Source organism: Rothia sp. SCPM-O-B-18226 (M350) (genome assembly GCF_058213595.1).
In genome coordinates this window covers 90,074-109,865 of sequence record NZ_JBYQJS010000001.1, presented here as the reverse complement: position 1 = coordinate 109,865, position 19,792 = coordinate 90,074, and the positions used below count along the sequence as shown (strand labels likewise).

At 59.9% G+C, this 19,792-nt stretch carries 17 protein-coding genes; 7 read left to right on the top strand and 10 right to left on the bottom strand.

From position 1 onward, the window contains the following. The first annotated feature begins 160 nt into the window (after positions 1–160). A complete protein-coding gene (gene ocd, locus AC3E6W_RS00495; RefSeq protein ID WP_049344604.1) occupies positions 161–1,213 on the top strand; it encodes an ornithine cyclodeaminase in 1,053 nt (350 codons plus the stop codon). A gap of 190 nt (positions 1,214–1,403) precedes the next feature. Here the strand turns inward: ocd and AC3E6W_RS00490 are convergent, their stop codons facing one another. From AC3E6W_RS00490 to AC3E6W_RS00470, 5 genes are all read right to left on the bottom strand, one after another. Continuing rightward, positions 1,404–2,210, bottom strand: a complete 807-nt coding sequence (locus AC3E6W_RS00490) for a hypothetical protein (RefSeq protein WP_490652055.1) — start codon at positions 2,208–2,210, stop codon at positions 1,404–1,406. Positions 2,211–2,451: 241 nt separating this feature from the next. Further along, complete coding sequence (locus AC3E6W_RS00485) at positions 2,452–3,198, bottom strand: TrmH family RNA methyltransferase (RefSeq protein WP_246826157.1); 747 nt, start codon at positions 3,196–3,198, stop codon at positions 2,452–2,454. A gap of 123 nt (positions 3,199–3,321) precedes the next feature. Then, positions 3,322–3,903: an orotate phosphoribosyltransferase gene (gene pyrE / locus AC3E6W_RS00480; protein ID WP_005507935.1), complete on the bottom strand. Its 582-nt coding sequence runs from the start codon at positions 3,901–3,903 to the stop codon at positions 3,322–3,324. Positions 3,904–3,968: 65 nt separating this feature from the next. Then, entirely contained in the window at positions 3,969–5,552 is a 1,584-nt protein-coding gene (locus AC3E6W_RS00475; protein ID WP_490652054.1) for an anthranilate synthase component I family protein, read from the bottom strand. Between the two features lie 27 nt (positions 5,553–5,579). Then, positions 5,580–5,912, bottom strand: coding sequence for a rhodanese-like domain-containing protein (locus AC3E6W_RS00470; protein ID WP_306539416.1), 333 nt, complete (start codon positions 5,910–5,912; stop codon positions 5,580–5,582). Positions 5,913–6,222: 310 nt separating this feature from the next. Between AC3E6W_RS00470 and AC3E6W_RS00465 the strand changes: the two genes are divergently transcribed. The 5 genes from AC3E6W_RS00465 to AC3E6W_RS00445 all read left to right on the top strand — a co-directional run bounded on the left by AC3E6W_RS00465 (position 6,223) and on the right by AC3E6W_RS00445 (position 12,672). After that, the gene (locus AC3E6W_RS00465) at positions 6,223–7,683 is read left to right on the top strand and encodes a peptide MFS transporter (RefSeq protein ID WP_490652053.1); all 1,461 of its coding nucleotides are present in this window, start codon (positions 6,223–6,225) and stop codon (positions 7,681–7,683) included. 267 nt (positions 7,684–7,950) lie between these two features. After that, a complete protein-coding gene (locus AC3E6W_RS00460; protein ID WP_239665957.1) occupies positions 7,951–9,216 on the top strand; it encodes a Fic family protein in 1,266 nt (421 codons plus the stop codon). 246 nt (positions 9,217–9,462) lie between these two features. Continuing rightward, positions 9,463–9,987, top strand: a complete 525-nt coding sequence (locus tag AC3E6W_RS00455; protein WP_296702992.1) for a DUF4242 domain-containing protein — start codon at positions 9,463–9,465, stop codon at positions 9,985–9,987. A gap of 29 nt (positions 9,988–10,016) precedes the next feature. Continuing rightward, on the top strand, positions 10,017–11,102 hold the full coding sequence (locus tag AC3E6W_RS00450) for an acyl-CoA dehydrogenase family protein (protein WP_490652052.1): 1,086 nt from the start codon (positions 10,017–10,019) through the stop codon (positions 11,100–11,102). A 235-nt stretch (positions 11,103–11,337) separates the two neighbouring features. Then, entirely contained in the window at positions 11,338–12,672 is a 1,335-nt protein-coding gene (locus AC3E6W_RS00445; RefSeq protein ID WP_490652051.1) for a uracil-xanthine permease family protein, read from the top strand. 112 nt (positions 12,673–12,784) lie between these two features. Here the strand turns inward: AC3E6W_RS00445 and AC3E6W_RS00440 are convergent, their stop codons facing one another. The 4 genes from AC3E6W_RS00440 to AC3E6W_RS00425 all read right to left on the bottom strand — a co-directional run bounded on the left by AC3E6W_RS00440 (position 12,785) and on the right by AC3E6W_RS00425 (position 16,995). Beyond that, a complete protein-coding gene (locus AC3E6W_RS00440; RefSeq protein ID WP_490652050.1) occupies positions 12,785–14,302 on the bottom strand; it encodes an ATP-binding protein in 1,518 nt (505 codons plus the stop codon). 196 nt (positions 14,303–14,498) lie between these two features. Then, entirely contained in the window at positions 14,499–15,311 is an 813-nt protein-coding gene (locus AC3E6W_RS00435) for an HAD family hydrolase (protein WP_070615782.1), read from the bottom strand. A 93-nt stretch (positions 15,312–15,404) separates the two neighbouring features. Next, on the bottom strand, positions 15,405–15,950 hold the full coding sequence (locus tag AC3E6W_RS00430) for a YbhB/YbcL family Raf kinase inhibitor-like protein (protein WP_490652048.1): 546 nt from the start codon (positions 15,948–15,950) through the stop codon (positions 15,405–15,407). 109 nt (positions 15,951–16,059) lie between these two features. Continuing rightward, entirely contained in the window at positions 16,060–16,995 is a 936-nt protein-coding gene (locus tag AC3E6W_RS00425; RefSeq protein WP_049360133.1) for a carbohydrate kinase family protein, read from the bottom strand. A 286-nt stretch (positions 16,996–17,281) separates the two neighbouring features. Here AC3E6W_RS00425 and AC3E6W_RS00420 point away from each other — a divergent pair, with 286 nt between their 5' ends. Further along, on the top strand, positions 17,282–18,718 hold the full coding sequence (locus tag AC3E6W_RS00420) for a glyceraldehyde-3-phosphate dehydrogenase (protein WP_070680844.1): 1,437 nt from the start codon (positions 17,282–17,284) through the stop codon (positions 18,716–18,718). Between the two features lie 265 nt (positions 18,719–18,983). Here AC3E6W_RS00420 and AC3E6W_RS00415 read toward each other — a convergent pair whose 3' ends face one another. Beyond that, positions 18,984–19,568 carry an NAD(P)H-dependent oxidoreductase gene (locus tag AC3E6W_RS00415; RefSeq protein ID WP_070680841.1) on the bottom strand — a complete coding sequence of 195 codons (585 nt, stop codon included), beginning with the start codon at positions 19,566–19,568 and terminating at the stop codon, positions 18,984–18,986. Between the last annotated feature and the right edge of the window lie 224 nt (positions 19,569–19,792).

Below are 19,792 nucleotides of genomic sequence, written 5' to 3'. Positions count from 1 at the left end.
TGCACGGTGCTTAGCTCACCGTGCACGCACCAAAAACACAAAATACATTTTGTAAGAGTGTGTTCTGGAATATTTTTGGCATAATTATTGCTAATATCCGCGCTAAACGCACTCACTGCCAACGCATTGTTTGCAGCATAATTATTCAAAGGAGAAAATCATGACTGAACGTCCTAGCGCACACGCGGTGGAATTTGTTGATGTCGCCTCGATGGCAAAGTGGATTCAGAAGGACGGCGTAGGCAACATCATTGCCGGCATGGTCGACTTCCTCGAAGAAGACTTCAAGAAGTGGCAGAGCTTCGACAAGATCCCGCGCGTCGCCTCCCACACCCCCTTCGGTGTGATTGAGCTGATGCCCACCTCCGACAACATCACCTACTCCTTCAAGTACGTGAACGGTCACCCGTCGAACCCGGCACGCGGCTTCCAGACCGTGACCGCGTTCGGTCTGCTCGCTGACGTGGACAACGGCTACCCGGTGTTCCTGGCTGAGATGACCCTGCTGACCGCGCTGCGTACCGCCGGCGTGTCCGCCATGGTTGCTAAGCACCTGGCACGCAAGGATTCGAAGAAGATGGCGATGATCGGTACCGGCTCGCAGTCTGAATTCCAGGCGCTGGGTATGCGCGCTGTGCTCGGCATTGAGGACCTGTCCGTCTACGACGTTGATCCGCACGCGATGGAGAAGTTCCGCCGTAACCTGGAGCCGCTGGGCTTCCGCATCCACCTGGCTAAGGACGTGGACGAGGCTGTTGAGGGTGCCGACATTATTACCACCTGCACCGCCGATAAGCAGCAGGCGAAGGTTCTGCTGGACCGCCAGGTGAAGCCCGGCGTGCACCTGAACGCTATTGGTGGCGACTGCCCCGGCAAGACTGAGCTGGAAAGCGAAATTCTGGACCGTTCCACCGTTTTTGTTGAGTTCCCGCCGCAGACCCGCATTGAGGGCGAGATTCAGCAGAAGGACCCGGACTTCCCGGTGGTGGAGTTCTGGAAGGTTCTGACCGGTGAGGAGCCGGGCCGCGTCTCGGATGAGCAGATTACCCTGTTTGACTCGGTGGGCTTCGCGATTTCTGACTTCTCGGGTCTGCGTTATGCCCGTGCGGCTACGCAGGACACCGACCTGCAGCAGTTCATTGACCTGGTTGCTAGCCCGGATGATCCGAAGGATCTGTACTCGCTGGTGAACGTTAACGTTCCGGTGGGCTAAAGGGCTAAGCAACCTGACGCTGAGCGGCCTTTAGCTGGCGGGCCTGTAGGTGCGCCGGCGTAGGCTGCGAGGTTGAGAGTGGATACAGCGGGAGCCGGGGAGTGGTGACACTCCCCGGCTCCTTCTTTGTGAAATTTTCTTGTGGGCAATCTGCGGCTGGTTCGCCCGTTCTGCCATTCAGCGGGTGCGGCTACTGGCGGGTGGCGATAATTTCGCGCGCCTTCGCCACACGCTTTTCTTTCTCTTCTTTCAACTGGTTGAGCTTCGCCTGGTTCTTTTCGATGAGAGGCCCCTGGTAGGACGCCTCAATATCACCCAGGCGCTGAGCCATACCCACCTTCTGGTTACATTCCGCTTCAATCGTTGCGAGGCGAATTTCCTCCGGCTTAGATTCTTCGTTATCTTGGGAGGAAGCCATGAGATGTGCGCTTTCTTCGGACATCCAGTCACCTTCTCCTTCTCTGGGGGTTAGCCCACGTTCACGCAGGCAGGTCCACCATTCTGAGCGAATATTTTTCCACTCATCGGTTTGGGAGGCATAGGTGTATGCCTGTGAGTTCAGCTCTCCTACAAACCGGTATTCTTTTTCGTCCAGTTCAACCTCAGAGAATGCGGTTTTCACCTCTTCTTGGCATCGGGTGTTGATGTCGTCTGATACTGAATCTTCTGGGCCTCGGGATTCCTTCTGGGAGTATCCGTACTTTTTGGCGTACTCAACGTTCCAGCTGCCGTATAGGCCTCCCGCTTGCGGGGTGTCTACTGAGGGCACGGCGTAGGACTGACCGTGGTGTGCGTAGCATTCGGACATGAGCGTGTGCCACGCCGTGCTCACCGTACGGAGTGTGAGTTCGTCGAAGGCATACTCATCCAGTGGAAGGTGTACGTAGTTCTTTGAATAATCAAGAACAGCTTTTCGTGAGGTGTCCCGCTCGGCGTTACTGGAACAGGAGCTTAAAGCTAAAGCAAAGCAGGCGAGTAGGGCAGCAGATTTCTTCATTGTTACCGACTCCTTTCAGGGGAATGACGCCGCGGTCATTCATACCCGCAACCCGCAACTATTAGCGAGCCGAAGTCAGGAAATTGAGAGTGCGATTCTCACATCTCCTGTGATTTGCGTTAACACTAACACGCCTAGGTAATTCTATGCGTGGTTTAAGCCACCCCGACCCCCGACAAAAAGGTTCCGACGCGCACACAACGCATCGGAACCTTTAAACACCTCATAAACAGCCGCCAGGCTACGACGGAATCTGACCAAACACATGGCGGCGAACCCACGCATGCATCGCAATACCCGCAGCCGTCGCCGCATTCATCGAACGCGTCGACCCAAACTGCTCAATCGACAGAGTATCCCTAGCCGCCGCATGCAACTCCTCCGACAAACCCGGGCCCTCCTGACCAAAAACCAGCACACACTTCTTCGGCAGATCATACGTCTCCAGCGGCACCGAATCCGGAAAAATATCAATACCAATAATCTCCAGACCCTCACCCTGCGCCCACGCCACAAAATCCTCAATCGTCGGATGATGACGCACATGCTGATAACGATCCGTCACCATCGCACCACGACGATTCCAGCGGCGACGCCCAATAATATGGACCTCCTTCGCCAACATCGCATTCGCAGTACGTACCACCGTGCCAATATTCAAATCATGCTGCCAATTCTCAATCGCCACATGAAAATCATGGCGGCGCGTATCCAGGTCAGCAATAATCGCGTCCATCGACCAGTAACGGTACTTATCCACCACGTTACGACGGTCGCCCTCACGCAGCAGCTCCTCATCCCAATGGTCACCCTCAGGCCACGGGCCCTCCCACGGGCCCACACCCACCTCAAAACGGGCAGTACCCTGCTCAGTACCCTCAACAGCCTCAGCTACAGCCGCCTCCGCAGGCACAGCCTCAGCCGCCTCACGATTCTCAACCATCACAACCACCTTCACGCCAACAACCAGCGCCACTCCGGCGCCCACAGAGCCATCTTACAGACAAAAACCCGCACCACCGGCCACACACAGCAGCCAGCGGCACGGGTTCACCCGCCGCAACGGGAACGTCTTAAAAATTCACGAGGTCCTAGTCCAAGCCAGTAGAGACTAGTCCAGGCCCAGCTCATCCTTCGAGTACGCGTACAGGCACGGAACGCCCGCAACCTCTTCCACATGCTCCTTCGCACCGGTCGCACGGTCAACAATCACAGCAACCGCCACAACCTCAGCGCCAGCCTTACGCAGCGCCTCAACAGCAGTCAGCGCCGAACCACCGGTCGTGGAGGTGTCCTCAACAGCAACCACGCGGCGACCCTCAACGCTCGGGCCCTCCACCTGACGGCCCATGCCGTAAGACTTCTGAGCCTTACGCACCACAAACGCGTCAATCGCACGGTCTTGATCGCCAGCGGCACGCATAATCGCGGTACCCACCGGGTCAGCACCCATAGTCAGGCCGCCAGCGGCCTCAAACTCGATGCCGTTCTTATCCAGCAGGTCCAGCATGACCTGACCCACCAGGCGAGAAGCCTCGTGGTGCAGGGTGATGCGGCGCAGGTCAACGTAGTAGTCGGCTTCCTTGCCGGAGGCGAGGACCACGTGCCCGCGCACCACAGCCAGCTCAGAAATCAGCTGGCGCAGGCGTTCACGGGCTTCTTCAATGGGGAGGTTTTCAGAAAGCTTAGTCATAGTTCAAGTGTAGCGGCTCACGTGCAGGCGGCGCAGGCTATTCCCTGGGCTATTCCAGCGCTAGGTTATTCCACCACGCGACCCACCGACGGCGGCAACGCGGCGCGCAGCTTCGTGAGCATCTCCTCATACTCGGCGGTCGGGTCGGAATCAGCCACGATAGCGCCACCCGCGGCAAGAGTCACCATGCCATCATCGTGCGCCACGAGCGTGCGAATCACAATCGACAGGTTCGCTGAACCATCCGTCGACACAAACCCCAAGGCACCCGAATACACGCCGCGAGCGCGACCCTCCAGACCCTCAATAATCTGCATGGTCGAAGGCTTCGGGGCACCCGTCATCGAACCACCCGGGAAGCACGCCCGCGCGGCAGCCACCGCGGAAATTCCCTCACTCAAACGCGAACTGACCGTAGACACCAGCTGATGCACGGTCGAGTAGCTCTCCACACCCATGAGCACGGGCACGCGCACGGACGCCGGGTCAGACACCGTAGACAGGTCATTACGCAGCAGATCCACGATCATGAGGTTCTCGGCGCGGGTCTTCTCATCGGTACGCAACCATGCCGCTGCAGCGGCATCTTCCTCCGGGGTGGCGCCGCGCGGCACCGTGCCCTTAATCGGCTTCGTCTGGGCGTTACGCTGCTCATCCACGCTCAAAAAACGCTCCGGCGAAGAAGAAAGCACCGAAAAATCACCACACCGCAGATACGCCGCATAGGGTGCAGAATTGTGGGCGCGCTGGCGGCGGTACAGCTCAAAGAAAAGCTCCGGGCTCGGGTTGGGGATGCGCGCGACCGTCTGCGCGGTCAGGCACACCTCGTAGCTGTTACCCTCGTAGATTTCGTGCTGACTAGCGCGAACGGAGTCCATGTAGGCTTCCGCGGCGGGTGCCGGGAAGAGCAGGAGCTCGGCGAGCTCAGGGGCATTGACGGGGACGTTGACGGGAGTATTTTCGGAGGCGCACTCCCCCGCCGCATTCAGCGCCGCGCTCAGCAACCGCTCCGCCGCCTCACACCACGGCTCATCGCCCACCAGCCAGCTACGCGCCGCAACCCCCGGGCGGGCATGCTCATGCACCAGGTAGCGGACCGCCGGCAACCACAGAGAATCCGGGGTCGGCGCCTCATGCGCCGGCAGGTAGCCGGGCACCGGGTGGCCATGCTCCATGCCCATGGCGGCACGCGCCTCATAGCCGAAATAACCCACGTAACCGCCACGCAAACCCGCGGGCAGACCGGTTGCCACCACGGCGTCCGGGTGCACGCGCGGTGCGGAGGCGAGCGCCGCCTCCAGCTGGGCGAAGAGGTCTTCCCCGCCAGACTCAGCCGCCGCACGCGCCGAATCCACGCGCAGGGGCGACAGCTGCGCCGGAACCACGCCCACATACGAGGCAACCGACATGGGCGACTCCTCGCGCGCCGAATCCAGCCAGAAGGAATACTCGGCGCCACCGGTCAGCAGCGGGTACGCGTCCTCGCAGTTCACCACGAAAGGAAGCGGGCGCACGACAAGCTCCCGCGTCTGCGCATCCCACGGGATGCTCTGCAGAATACTCGGCAGGGCCTGGGAATCGGGCGCAGAAGCGGGAGCGTTCGAGGTAGAAAACATACGGTCCGCGGAAGTTTCAGTCACGGACTCCATTGTATGGCGTGCAGGCGAACCGGCGGTTTAGTGAACGACCGCGGGTGCTTCGCCGTTCTCGCTGGTCATCGGCAGACCGGCGGCGAACCATGCGCTGGTGCCGCCAGCAATGTTGTGGGCCGCGTAGCCGCATCCGCGCAGGAAGGTTGCCGCGCGGTTCGAACGGCCCCCGCCGTGGCAGATGACGTAGAAGTCTTCGCCGGGTGCGGGCAGCTCGGCCAGGCGGTCGGCGAGGGTGCTGAGGGTGATGTGCTTGGCGCCGGTGGCGTGGCCGCCCTCCCACTCGTAGTCTTCACGCACGTCGATAATGGTTGCGCCTGCGGGAACGTCGCGGGGGTCAACCTGGGGTACAGCAGTCATGGGGTTCTCCTTTGAATTGAATGAGGACGGGCCGATCGGCACGGTGGGGTGCCGGGTGGGCATAGTTGTGGTTCCACTCTAGCGCTTTGGGGGTGCGTGGCGCATCTAGCCCGGTATTTGGGGGTTTGTGAGATTTGGAAATGATGCATACGAAAAAATCGAAATGGTTTTTCATGCACTGATTAATGGTTCAATCTTTGAAATACATGAACACAATATGTATACATATGCACCCACAAGGGTATAGACTTAAACACATATTGCCCGGGTCACACAGAACCCCGGGCTTGCACAGAAAAGAATTACCACCATGTCTCACACCATCACAGGTGCCGAACCCAAGGACACCAAGACCTTCTTCGGCCACCCGCGTATGCTCGCGAACCTGTTCACCGTAGAAATGTGGGAGCGCTTCTCCTTCTATGGCATGCAGGGCATCATGATCTACTACCTGTACTACACCGCCGACAAGGGCGGCCTGGGCCTCGACAAGGACCTCGCCACCGGCGTTATCGGCGCGTACGGTGCAGTCGTGTACCTCATGGCAATCCTCGGCGGTATCCTCGGTGACCGCATCCTCGGCCCCGAGCGTACCCTCTTCTACTCCGCTATCGGCATCATGGCGGGTCACATCTCCCTCTCCCTCATCCCCGGCATCCCCGGCGTGGTAATTGGTCTGCTGCTGGTCGCTATCGGCTCCGGCGGCCTGAAGAGTAACGCATCCGTGCTGGTCGGTTCGCTCTACAGCGACAACGACTCACGCCGCGACGCAGGCTTCACCATCTTCTACATCGGCGTTAACACCGGTGCACTGATCGGCCCGATCCTGACCGGTTGGGGCTGGCAGGCTGGCGGCTTCCACCTCGGCTTCGGTCTTGCCGCAATCGGTATGGCTGCCGGTCTGATCCAGTACTCGCTGACCCGCAAGAACCTGCCCGCCTCCGTACACCACGTGGGCACCCCCTTCACCAGCGCTCAGAAGCGTAACTTCTTCCTGGCACTGGTCGGTATCGTCGTCGTTCTCGGCATCCTGTTGGCAACCGGTCTGATGACCGCAGACAACCTCAAGAACTGGGTCATGGGCTTCATCTTCATCGGCGCTATCGCCCTGTTCGCACAGATGCTGACCGCCAAGGACGTCACCTCCGACGAGCGTTCCCGCGTCACCGCGTTCATCCCCCTGTGGATTGCAAACGCCGTGTTCTGGGCACTGTACCAGCAGCAGTTCACCGTCATGGCGGTGTACTCGGATGAGCGCCTCAACTGGAACATCCTGGGCATGGAACTGAGCCCGAACCTGGTCAACTCCATCAACCCGATTTTCATCATCGTCTTCGGCATGATGTTCTCCGCCCTGTGGACCAAGTGGGGCGACCGCCAGCCGGTCACCACCCTGAAGTTCTCCGCAGCGCTGATTATCATCGGCCTGGCGTTCTGGATCTTCCTCGCTCAGGCGGGCGTCCAGAGCGTGAACGTCGGCTGGATCGTGCTGATTCTGTTCGTCTGCACCATCGCTGAGCTGATTATTTCGCCGGTGGGTATTTCGCTGGCGACCAAGCTCGCACCGAAGGCGCACCGCGTGAACATGATGGCACTGTACTTCACCTCCGTGGCAATGGGTACCGTGCTGTCCGGTTGGCTGGCTCCGTTCTACAGCATGGAAACCGAAATTCCCTACTTCACCTGGATGGGTATTATCACCATCGCGACCGGTATTCTGCTGTTCCTGGTGCACAAGCCGGTTCAGAAGATGATGCGCGGCGTGAAGTAACCACAAAGTTACTTGCCTGCACTGCTGACTCGCTGTTTCAGGCGGCGTAAGCGTGTATAGGCTAGGGCCCCGAATCCTTGAATTACCAAGGGTTCGGGGCCCATGTGTATGCACTGCTGTATGCGCCGGTAACCGGAGCGCCGAAATGTTGAGGACAGGTTCAGGAGGGGAAGGGTAAAGAGGCTTTGGAGGCGCACTCCGGGCGTTTTCCTCAATGAGACAATCCGCGCAAATTTTCTTATTAAGCGCCTTAATAAGAAAATCGAAGTGTATTGTCTTATTAAGACCCCCAAGCACGACCAGCAAGACGACACCGATGAAGAAGAGGAGGGAGGAGGAACCATGCCCTCAGCCATCACCTGGCCCGCCCTCACATGGGAGCCGCAAACCCCCTGGGTTCACCGCGACGCCCTCGCCTCCCGACGCGCAACGCGCCGCAACTCCGGCGCCTTCTCCAGCGCCGTACCCGCCTCCATTGCCGCACTCAACGTCGAACTCAGCCCCGCACTGCGAGCGCGCCTCCAAGAGAACGCCACCGCAATGACCCGCTTCGATGAGCGGCTCCACCACATCGGCGGCATCCCCTTCTCGGCAGTTCTTCTGCGCGGCGAATCCGCCTCCAGCTCACAGATTGAAAACCTCACCGTTAGTGCGCGCAGGCTCTCACTGGCTGTCCTGGGTGCAAGCGGGTCGAAGGTCGGCGTTAACGCCGAGCTGGTGGCGCGCAATGTTCACGCCATGCGTGCAGCCCTGAACACCGCAGAAAACATTAGCGTCGACAATATCCTCGCAATGCACCGCGAACTGACCCGCGGCCTGCAGCAGGACTCCGGTGTACTCCGCACCCAGTGGGTGTGGATTAAGGGTGATTCGCCGGTAACCGCCGACTATGTGGCACCGCATCACGAGAGGGTTCCTGCCGCCCTCGAAGACCTTGTAGCCTTCATGAACCGCCGCGATATTGACCCCCTCGCGCAGGCGGCTATCGCGCACGCCCAATTTGAAACGATCCACCCTTTCACTGACGGCAACGGCAGAACCGGGCGAGCCCTCATCTCCGCGCTCCTGCTCGCCCGCGGCGTCACTCGCCACGTGATTCTGCCCGTCTCCTCCGGGCTGTTGCACGATACCGACGGGTACATTCAGGCGCTCACCAACTACCGTGCAGGCGATGCTGAGCCCATCATCGAGCTCTTCATCGGCGCCGCGCAAAAGGCAATCACCAACGCAGAAATCCTGGCGCAAGACATTGAAACCCTGCGCGATAAGGTACTGTCCATTGCCCAGCGTAAAACCCCTCTCCTGCGTTCCCTCACTGACCTGTGCTGCACTGAGCCCGCCTTCACTGCGCACATGATGGAGGAGCACACGCAGGGGTCCCGAGCTAGTGTGTATCGCCTTCTCAACCGCATGGTGGAGCTGCATATTCTGCGTGAAGAACGCGTCAAAATTCAGGGGCAAAAAGTGTGGACTGTCCCCGCTCTCAACCGCGCCCTCGATGACTTTGCGGCACGAGCAGGACGACGCGGATAGATGCGCCATCGGGTTCGATAACCCGCGCGAAAATTCTGCGGCCGCAGGCGGGTTCCCGCGCGCGGAACTGTGACGATTTATGTCTCCGCATGAACGCGCATGACGAAACACAGGGTCAAAAAGGGACGCATTAAGCCACGAACGGACATCTATTAGACAGCCCTCAACTACAGGTCTAAGGTGATTCCAGAACGGCCGGAAAATACGCGGCCGGCCACCCCAACGCAACCTCCCAAGGAGAACATCATGGCACTGTACCTGGTAGAACTGACCCCCGCTAACCCGTCCAAGGAAGAGGCAACCGCCCTCATCGAGACCGTCAACTCCTCCCTGACCAACGGCGCGGAGCTCATCGAAACCCAGGTCTCCGCAGACCACAAGATCGTCTTCGTCATCATCGAAGCCGAGAACACCGCATTCGGCCCCGACCTCGCCGCAGCTATCGGTGAGCGCGCCTCCGTCGAAGGCCCCGATGCCGTCCGCCTCGTCGGCGCAGAGCTCGATGACATCAAGAAGCTCAAGAAGGACGCCGACTACCTGGTCGAGTGGGACATCCCCGCAGAGATCACCATGGAACAGTACCTGACCCGTAAGAAGGCCAACGCCCCCAAGTACGCCGAGGTGCCCGAGGTTTCCTTCCTGCGCACCTACGTTCGTGAAGACACCGCCAAGTGCCTGTGCTTCTACGATGCACCCGACGAAGAGGCTGTCGTCCGCGCCCGCAAGGCCGTCAGCACCCCCATCGACCGACTGTTCAAGCTGCACGCATAGACGCGCGCTCCCCGCTTAGGAGAAACCACATGTCCGACTTCACCCTGGAACCCCTGTACGACTACCCTCAGCGCGAGCAGGTTCTCGCCCTCGCCCGCACCAATGCGGAGGCCGTTGACCGCGGCGAGCGTTCTCCTTTCGAGACCCTCCGCGAGATTGCCAAGGACGGCCTGATTACCCTGGGTCGCGACGGCGGTTCCCTGGTTCCCCAGGTCGCTGTTGCATTCGACCTGGCTACCGAGGACGCCACCACCGCCTTCTCGCTCTGGGCTCACCGTTCGACCATCGCGTTCTTCGACGCCGTGGGCCGCGAGCTGCCCGAGGGCCTGGCCAATGCGACCGTCAGCGGCACTACCGCGATGGCGGCGGCGTACAAGGAGGCGTCGGGTCTGGAGCCGATTAAGGTGAAGGGTACCCTCGTTGAGGGCGGTCTGAAGCTCAACGGTTCTATCTCCTGGGCATCGAACCTGTACCCGAGCGGCGTAATTGTTCTGCCGGTGGCCTTGGAGAACGCTCCCGAGGGTCACCCGGACCGCTACATCGTGACGATTCGCCAGGATGTGCCGGGCCTGGAGATTTACTACCACCGCGACCTGCTGGCGCTCAACAGCACCGAGTCGGGCACTCTGAAGTTCGAGGACGTTTTCGTGCCGAGCGAGGATATCCTGAGCGATAACCTCGAGGCGTTCCTGCACGATGTCACCGCACCGTTCCTGCTGGTTCAGTCTTCCTTCTGCCTGGGCCTGGCCGCAGGTGCTCTGCAGGAGGCCGCTAAGCACCTGGACGTGTCGAAGAGCATCTTCCGCCCCGAGTTCCCGCTAATCCTCTCCGAGTACGAGAGCCTGCGGGAGGAGCTGATTCGCCTGGCGTCCGAACCGGAGCGCGCCGAGCGCCGTGACCTGCTGAGCCTGCGCCTGGGGGTTTCACACTTCGCGACCATTGCTACTCACTTTGAGCTGCAGGTTGTTGGAGGCGCCGGTTACGTGGCCGAGTCTCCGACCGCTCGCCGCCTGCGTGAGGCTTCCTTCCTGCCGGTGCAGTCCCCGACCGAGGGCCATCTGCGCTACGAGCTGTCGAAGTACGATCACCTCGAGGCTCTTCAGGAAGCTCTCTAAACGTTAGCGACGCTGTCTTCGTCAATACCGTCGCCCTCTATATGCAATATCTTGCATATAGAGGGCGACGGTATTTTTATGTACCCAGCACCCATCAATCAGATAGCGAATTGGGAATATAAGCGGTTTAGGGGTATCCCTGCTCATATTTATAGGCATTTAGCTGTGACCTACGCCCATAGGCGCGTAGAATAATGTGGAATTTTATACACCACATTCACTTCAGGAGCTCCCTTTGAGCATCTCTAAGCTTTTCGGCTTCGACTGGTCGATTCACGGCGACGGCCGCAGCATTAAGCCCGGTTCCTTCGTCGCCCCGAACGAGCGCCTCGCCTGGCCGATTACCATCGGTATCGGCGCGCAGCACGTGGTCGCCATGTTCGGCGCAACCTTCCTCGTGCCGATTATCACCGGCTTTCCGCCGGCAACCACCCTGTTCTTCTCGGGTATCGGCACCGTCCTCTTCCTGCTGATTACCCGCGGCCGCGTCCCCTCCTACCTGGGTTCCTCCTTCGCGTTCATCGCTCCCCTGGCGGCTGCCATGAACTCGCACGGCCCGGCGGGCGCCCTCGGCGGTATCGTCATGGCGGGTGTGGCGCTGTTCCTGGTCGGCCTGATCGTTCAGTTCGCCGGCACCGGCTGGCTCACCAAGCTCATGCCCCCGGTCGTGACCGGTTCGATTGTGGCGCTGATTGGCTTCAACCTGGCGAAGAGCGCTAAGGACAACTTCATGGTGGCACCGGTGACCGCGCTGGTGACCCTGTGCTCCATCATCCTGATTTCTGTGCTGTTCAAGGGCATCATTGGTCGCCTGTCCATCCTGCTGGGTGTGGGCATCGGCTACATCACCGCTGTGATTCGCGGCGAGGTGGACTTCTCCAAGATTGACAAGGCTGTGCAGACTCAGGGCATCATCGGTCTGCCGCACTTCCAGACTCCCGAGTTCCACTGGGAGCTCGCCGGCCTGTTCATCCCCGTGATTCTGGTGCTCGTGGCTGAGAACATCGGCCACGTGAAGTCTGTTGCTCTGATGAGCGGCAAGAACCTGGACGACTATTCGGGTCGCGCCCTCATGGCTGACGGCCTGGCAACCACCATCGCGGGCATGGGTGGCGGTTCGGGTACCACCACCTACGCCGAGAACATTGGCGTGATGGCTGCGACCAAGGTGTACTCCACCGCGGCGTACTGGGTGGCGGCTATCTTCGCGATTGCACTGTCCATGTTCCCCGCATTCGGTGCGGCAATTGCAACCGTCCCGGCGGGTGTTCTGGGCGGTGCCGCAACCGTGCTGTACGGCATGATCGGTATGCTCGGTGCACGTATTTGGAGCGAGAACCGCGTGAACTTCTCGAACCAGATCAACCTGACCACCGCCGCTGTGGCGCTGATTGTGGGTATTGCGGACTACACCTGGACCTTCGGCGAGCTGTCCTTCGCCGGTATTGCACTGGGTACCGCAGCAACCCTGATTATCTTCCACCTGATGACCTTCATCGCGAAGTACACGAAGGCTGCTGGCGACCCGCTGGAGCCCTTCGACCCTGAGAAGAGCACTGAGGTGCACTAGGCACCTGACCGCCCGTGGGAGTGATTCTCTCCTGATGCGTAGGCTGTAGAAAAGCGGCCCGGATGGATTGGTTTCCATCCGGGCCGCTTTTGCATGTTAGCCCGATATTCGGTTAGGCCAGGCGGTATGTCGTATTGCGGTTACCTCGACCGCCTTCACGCACGATCACGCCCTCTTGAAGGAGCTTCGTGAGGACGTACCGGACCTGCGGCTTCTGCAGCTCAGCAAAAGGCCCGGGAAGAGCACCCATGATGTCCTCGATACCGGCGGGGTGGCGTAGCGAGCGCAGGGCGAGAAGCACCGCCTCCTGACGGTTACTAGGAACCGTAGGTGATGATTGGCGCGGGTCTACTTCCGACTTCTGCTGCGGCGAACTAACATCGGCGGCATGAGCACCAGCCAGAGGCTCCCTGCTAATAATCGCGGTAAAACGAATGACCCCATCAACGAATTGGATGGGTTTCAGCCCTGCCTGACGCACCGCCTCCTGGGCAGTGTAGATGCCACTACCCTCACCTTCGATGACTCGGTATCCGTCGTCGGGGGTGGTTACATGCGTGCAGATGTCATACAGGCGGTCATTCACGCGGGAGCGTTCGCCATACTCTTGCAGACGCTGGAGAGTGATTCCGTATAGACCGCCGGGGTTCTCTACAGAGATTCGGTCAGAGAAAATCCTGACACGCACCTCTTCGGTATCTGCTTTGGGGTTGAGGCTGCGGTGTACAAGGGCATTCGACAGAATCTCGCGAAGGGCAATATCGGGTACTTCCTGCCCGTTGATGAGGTGCCCATTGGACAGTTCGACAACCGGGTGTGCCAGGTTCCGTTTGACCCATGCCAGAGTCTCTTCGAGCATGGCGGGGATGGGACCGTCCGCCTCGAATTTGTCGAGGTTGCGGGCTTTACCGCTTGGGTCGATGACGACTCCGGTGACTTTGAGCGAGGGCCTGAACTCCTGAGGGTAAGAACCCAAGGCGTACAGGCCCGCAAGGGAAAGGTTGTCTGTTCCGAGGGCAATAATTCCCTTACGGCGGAGCACCTCTTCATCGGAGCTTCCGGCGAGGCGGCGTGATTTAGCACGGACGTCTCGCAGATAAGCAGTTTTGAGGCCTTCATCCAGGTCAGCCAGGGAGGTGTATTCTACCGGCTCCTCATCGAATCCGGTGCGTGTCCGCTGAGCCACCATCAGGTCGGTTTCGTGGCGGCTCATTTCGTGGTCACCGTCGCCGGAACGCACGTACGCTTTACCGCCAATGTAGGCGGGGCGTTCGTAGGGAGGCAGCGGAGGGATTGCGGCAACAAAGATTTTGGCGTCTTCGTAGAGGATGGTGCCGGATTCCATGGTGTTCGGCGGCTTGAGGCCCCTACGGAGTTTGTTGCCGAGGGTTTTTTCTAGGTCTGCAGGGTCGTATACGCCTACAGGTTCAAAGTCATTATTCTCGTCGAGGCCGCAGATAATGATTCCACCCGTGGAACTATTGGAGAAGCTACTCAGGGTTGCGTCTAGGCTTCCCGGGTAGCCTCCGTGGGCTTTTTTAACCTCAATAAACTGCGTATCGCTACCGTGGGTGCGCAGTAGTTTGATGGTTTCAGTAAGCCATTCGAGGGTCCATTCCACGTTGTTCATACAAAAAATTTTAGTCTAGACACAAATCAGACACAAAAATTTGAGTATAGACATAAATTTTTATGTCTAGACTCAAATTTTTTTATGTGTAGACATAAAAGTTTATGTCTAAGTTATGTCTGCGGAGGCTAACCAAGCCGCTAGCGCTGGATAGCTAGCACCGGAGGGCCCGTGCTGGATAGCTAGTGCTAGGCACCTAGGACCGTTCGGCGAGCATCGCCTCAATCGTCTGCGCCACACCGTCCTCATGGAAGGGCGGGCAGGTGCGCCCCACCTTCGCAATGAGCGCCGGCTGACCCGACGCCATCGCAAAACCTTCACCCGCCCAGCAGAGCATCTCCGCGTCATTCGGCATGTCACCAAAGGCCATGACCTCGTGCGCCTCAATGCCGTGGCGTGCCGCGAACTTCTCCAGAATCCGCCCCTTATTCACGGTCTTAGAGCCCATCTCGACCAAGGGTTCGCCCACCACGCCGCGGGTGACGGCCACGAGCGATCCCACGGCCTGGTGCACGCGCGCCTGCAGAATATCGGGGTCCATGCCGGGCACACGAATCAGGTACTTAATGACCGGGGTTGAACCAATACGTTCGAGCGCCTCGGCGATTTTCGCCTCCACTACGCGGGCGCCCTCGAGCACCTCGCCGCCCTCGTGCGGCCCCTGGATAAAGACGGTATCCACGGTTTCCAGGGTGTAGGTGGCGTCAGGGAACATGGGCTCCAGCAGCTCGTGAGTACGGGCAATCACCGCGGGATCAGCGCCGTTGACTTCTTCCACCTCGTTCGCGCCTAGGTGGTACACCACGGCGCCGTTGGAGCAGATGGCGTAGGAGTCGAAGTCGGTCTGCTCGCGCAGGGGAGTGAGCCAGCGGCTCGGGCGGCCGGTGACGAAGACGATGTCAATCCCGGCGGCGCGGGCGGCCTCAAGGGCGCGCAGGGTACGCGGACGGAACCGGAAGTCGTGCCCGATGAGGGTGCCGTCCAGGTCGCTGGCGATGAGTTTAATCATGCAGATATGCCTTCAGTGGTGGGGTGTATCGGTGCTGGTCAGTGTACGGTACTGGTCAGGGCGCGGGTCTGGTGAGACTGTGCCGGTGTGCCGCTATGCCGCCGGTTCTGCGTAGGTGACGGTCAGGAACGCGCGACCCAGACCGTGGCCGAGCAGGTTAAAGTTCACGACGGCGGGAGTTGCGCTCTCGTCAATGTCGAGCTTCTCCACGTCCACCGCGGTGACGCAGAAAATGTAGCGGTGCGGGCCGTGACCAGCCGGAGGGGCAGCCCCCAGGAAGCCCGCCACACCGGCGTCGTTGCGGTGCGTCAGGGCGCCGGCAGGTGCATCCGCGCCGGTGTCAATGCTGGTCACCTCTGCGGGAATATTAGAGACAGTCCAGTGCCAGAAGCCGCTGGGGACCGGCGCATCCGGGTCGAAGCAGGTCAGAACGAAGGACTTGGTGCCCTCGGGGAATCCGCTCCAGGACAGCTGCGGGGAGCGATCCTGACCGCCTGCCACGCCGAAGAGGGCGGAGCGCATCCACTCGGGGGCGGTGCCGCCGTCCTGCACGTCGGTCGAGGTTAGGGTGAATTCGGGCAGTTCGGGCAGACCCGCGTAGGGTTCGCGGGGCAGGGGCGCGGAGCCAATGGAGCTCATGATTCTCCTCGTGATTTCTCGCGGTGGTTGTATTGCCACGGGGTAGGGGGCCGTGTATATGACGATGCCGGCGGATAGGGTGAGCTATCCGCCGGCCGCGCGCCATTTATTAGCCGTTCAGAACGGCGACGAGTTCCTCGCGGGTGGGCGGGTTGGCGCCCGCGCGGGAGACGGTGATGCCCGCCGCGGTGGCGGAGAAGTGCATCAGGTCGGCGATGTCTTCGGCGGCCAGTGCGGCAACCTTGGCGCGAGCCTCGGGGCCGGCAATACCGCGGTCCAGCAGGCCCGCAATAAGAGCCGCCATGAGGGAGTCGCCGGCACCGACGGTGTCCGCAACCTCAACGCGGTAGGCGGGCTGGGAAATACCCTCGGGGTATTTCTTGCTGTAGGCGATGGGGCCGTCCTCACCACGGGTAATGACCATCAGCTCGGCACCGAGGTCCAGCCAAGCGCGGGCGGTGTCTTCGAGGGAACGCTCGGGGTAGAGCCACTGCAGATCCTCGTCGGAGGCCTTGACAACGCTGGAGAGGGAGACGAACTTTTCGGCCCACTGTCGCGCCTGCTCCACGTCGTGAATGAGGGTGGGGCGGCAGTTGGGATCGTAGCTGAGCAGGGCGCTGTCGCGGGCGGCCTCGAAGGCGGCCGCGACAACGTGTGCGCCGGGCTCAAGCATGGCGGCGATAGAACCGGTGTGCACCGCGTCAGAGGTGCGGGCCAGTTCAGCCAGCTCCTCGGCGATAGCGTCCAAGGCCCACTCGATATCGAATTCGTATTCCGCCGCACCGTCGGCGCCAATGGTGGCCTGGGCGACGGAGGTTCGCTCCGCGGTGGGTTCGAAGGGCAGCTGCACCGAGGAGGCGTTCAGGTGCGCGTTGATGCTTTCACCGTAGGCGTCCGGGCCGTAGTGGCCGACAAAGTTGGTGGGGTGGCCGAGGCGGCATGCGCCAACGGCGACGTTCATGGGGGACCCGCCGGGGTAGGCGTGGGTTTCTCCGTCGTGCTGGTGGACGACGTCTACGAGTGCTTCACCGATTACAGTCAACATGGTTTCAATTCTACTCGGCCAGCCCGTTCGGGAGAGTGCGTTTTTGTGGGGATTTCAAGTGGTTTTGCTTTCCCTTCTGACGGGTTCTGTTGGCTTGCCGTGTGGGTTCACAAACTGCCTTCGGTCTCTTCTGACTTTTAGCCTCAATATCGCTGATTTTGAGGCTCTGGAAGGGTTTGTACGGGTTAGACTTAAACCGACGCCGGGTCTTACGCCCGGCCCGGTATTGACGCGACAGCATCGTCGCGCCTACCCTCCGACAACGAAGTTAGGAAGAAGGTCATACGTGACGACTGCAACCGCTACCTGGGTTAACCGTGAGGCTACCGCAGAGGAGCTAATCCCCCTCATCGGTAAGCTGCACCGCGAGAACGGCGTGGTGCTGAGCATTCACGGCCGCAGCCTGGTCAACAAGTCCGTCATTGAGCTGCTGAAGCTGCACGATTTCGTATCCCACATTGATGGTGCGCCCCTGAACCCCGCGCACTCCCTCGAGCTGGTTCGTGCTCTGACTGAGCTGAACCTGGGCGCTTGCTCGATTAACATCGCTGCCCTGCACAAGGCACACCGTGAGGCTGGCTCCCCCGAGCTGTCCATGTGGCTGCCCGAGCAGCTGGGTTCCTCCGTGAACCACCAGGGTGACCAGCCGAAGGAGCAGGACGTTGTGCTGTACGGCTTCGGTCGTATTGGCCGCCTGCTGGCCCGCATCCTGCTGGAGCGTTCCTCCTCGCCGCTGGGTTCTGGCCTGAACCTGCGCGCTGTGGTGGTGCGTAAGAACGGTGATAAGGACCTGGTCAAGCGTGCCTCCCTGCTGGAGCGCGACTCGGTTCACGGCCCCTTCAAGGGCGTTATTGAGGTGGATGAGGAGAACAGCACCATCATCGCTAACGGTGTTCCGGTTCGCTTCATTTACTCCTCGGACCCGACCACTGTCGACTACACCGAGTACGGCATTAAGGACGCTCTGCTGGTGGACAACACCGGCCGTTGGCGCGACGTTCCGGGCCTGGAGCAGCACCTGAACCGCCCCGGTATCTCTCGTGTTCTGCTGACCGCTCCCGGCAAGGGCGACATGAAGAACATCGTGTTCGGCGTGAACGACGACGTCATCACCGATGAGGACAAGATTCTCTCCGCCGCTTCCTGCACCACCAACGCGATTACTCCGGCGCTGAAGGTTCTGGATGACGCATACGGTGTTGAGCGCGGCCACGTTGAGACCGTTCACGCATTCACCAACGATCAGAACCTGATTGACAACTTCCACAAGGGTGACCGCCGCGGTCGCTCCGCTGTGCTGAACATGGTCATCACCGAGACCGGTGCTGCGAAGGCTGTTTCTAAGGCTCTGCCGCAGCTGGAAGGCAAGCTGACCGGTAACGCCATCCGCGTTCCCACCCCGGATGTCTCCATGGCAATCCTGAACGTGAAGCTGACCAAGCCCGCAGGTTCCGCTGAGGAGCTGAACGAGCTGTTCCGCCGCGAGTCCATCGACGGCGAGCTGCGCCGCCAGGTGGGCTACTCGGATTCCCCCGAGGCTGTTTCCACCGACTTCGTGGGTTCCCGCACCGCAGGTGTTGTGGACTCGCTGGCTACCGTGGTGACCGATGACTCCGCGATTGTCTACGTCTGGTACGACAACGAGTTCGGTTACTCCTGCCAGGTGATTCGCGTTCTGGAGCGTATGGGCGGCTACGACGTCCCCTCCTACCCCGCTAAGTAAGCTACCCCAGCTCATCTAGCACACATATAACAAACCCACCGGTATATATAGCCAATTGGCTATATTGCCGGTGGGTTTGTTTATGAGGTTATATACGCAAATAAGCGGTGCCGCACAGAGGCTCCAAAGAGATGCGTGAGCGGTAAATTACGCCTTACGGCAGTACACCACACCCTGATGCGCCCGCAGCGTGAAGCTCGAGAGCACCGGACGGTTTGCCGCATCCATCTCAGACATGCTTATGAAGGCATGCAGGCTTAAACCCTTACGCCCGACCGAAGACCTCGTTGAGGTGGGCAGTATAGTCAGCGAGATCCTGTTCGACCTGCGGATTTTTAATCACGTCATAGCAAACAAAGGTGGGCAATTGGGTAGTCCCCATGAACTCATGGGCCTTATGAAAGTGCATATAGAGGGCATCTACCCCGACTCCCTCGAAGAAGTCGCCCTCCCGGGTAAAAGCTTCGCGAGGCGCGTTCCACGTCAGCGACAGCATATGCCGCCGACCCTGAAGAAGACCGCCGGTGCCGTATCCTTCAGTGGGGCTAACCCTGTGGCGACCGTCACTAGTGTACAGGGTACCCGCGCCGGCGGTAAACACCTCGTCGATATATTTTTTCACGGTCCACGGCTCGTGCATCCACCAACCGGGCATCTGCCAGATGACCGCATCCATCCACTGGAATTTTTCTACTTCCTGCTGAATATCGTACCCGTCGTCAATCACAGTTTCTCGCACTTGATGACCGAGCGCCGATAACGTATCACGGGCTATTTGATGCAGGGTGTGGTTCAGGCGACCCGCCGAGTGGGCGAATGCTTTACCGCCGTCGATCAAAAGAATATTCACTGTAGTTCACTCCTTAAACTCAACACCACGAGAATGGTTGGCTGTATTCCAGCCGCTTGTTCAACAGTACAGGGCTGCTACGCTGTGAATCAGCCCGTTTCTTGACATGAAACGGACTTTATTCAGGTATGCTCTCCACCATGTGGAAACGAATAGGCGGTATTCCCGCCCCGGGTAGGGTACAGAGTACCACCGTATATACGCTGTAACAAGAGACCTTCAAA

What these genes read in the sequence shown, in the direction of transcription:
- AC3E6W_RS00430 (WP_490652048.1), bottom strand. Translation starts at nt 15,950, where the DNA reads ATGAGCTCCATTGGCTCCGCGCCCCTGCCCCGCGAACCCTACGCGGGT.
- AC3E6W_RS00435 (WP_070615782.1), bottom strand. Translation starts at nt 15,311, where the DNA reads ATGATTAAACTCATCGCCAGCGACCTGGACGGCACCCTCATCGGGCAC.
- AC3E6W_RS00425 (WP_049360133.1), bottom strand. Translation starts at nt 16,995, where the DNA reads ATGTTGACTGTAATCGGTGAAGCACTCGTAGACGTCGTCCACCAGCAC.
- AC3E6W_RS00465 (WP_490652053.1), top strand. Translation starts at nt 6,223, where the DNA reads ATGTCTCACACCATCACAGGTGCCGAACCCAAGGACACCAAGACCTTC.
- pyrE (WP_005507935.1), bottom strand. Translation starts at nt 3,903, where the DNA reads ATGACTAAGCTTTCTGAAAACCTCCCCATTGAAGAAGCCCGTGAACGC.
- AC3E6W_RS00470 (WP_306539416.1), bottom strand. Translation starts at nt 5,912, where the DNA reads ATGACTGCTGTACCCCAGGTTGACCCCCGCGACGTTCCCGCAGGCGCA.
- AC3E6W_RS00450 (WP_490652052.1), top strand. Translation starts at nt 10,017, where the DNA reads ATGTCCGACTTCACCCTGGAACCCCTGTACGACTACCCTCAGCGCGAG.
- AC3E6W_RS00475 (WP_490652054.1), bottom strand. Translation starts at nt 5,552, where the DNA reads ATGGAGTCCGTGACTGAAACTTCCGCGGACCGTATGTTTTCTACCTCG.
- AC3E6W_RS00455 (WP_296702992.1), top strand. Translation starts at nt 9,463, where the DNA reads ATGGCACTGTACCTGGTAGAACTGACCCCCGCTAACCCGTCCAAGGAA.
- AC3E6W_RS00440 (WP_490652050.1), bottom strand. Translation starts at nt 14,302, where the DNA reads ATGAACAACGTGGAATGGACCCTCGAATGGCTTACTGAAACCATCAAA.
- ocd (WP_049344604.1), top strand. Translation starts at nt 161, where the DNA reads ATGACTGAACGTCCTAGCGCACACGCGGTGGAATTTGTTGATGTCGCC.
- AC3E6W_RS00490 (WP_490652055.1), bottom strand. Translation starts at nt 2,210, where the DNA reads ATGAAGAAATCTGCTGCCCTACTCGCCTGCTTTGCTTTAGCTTTAAGC.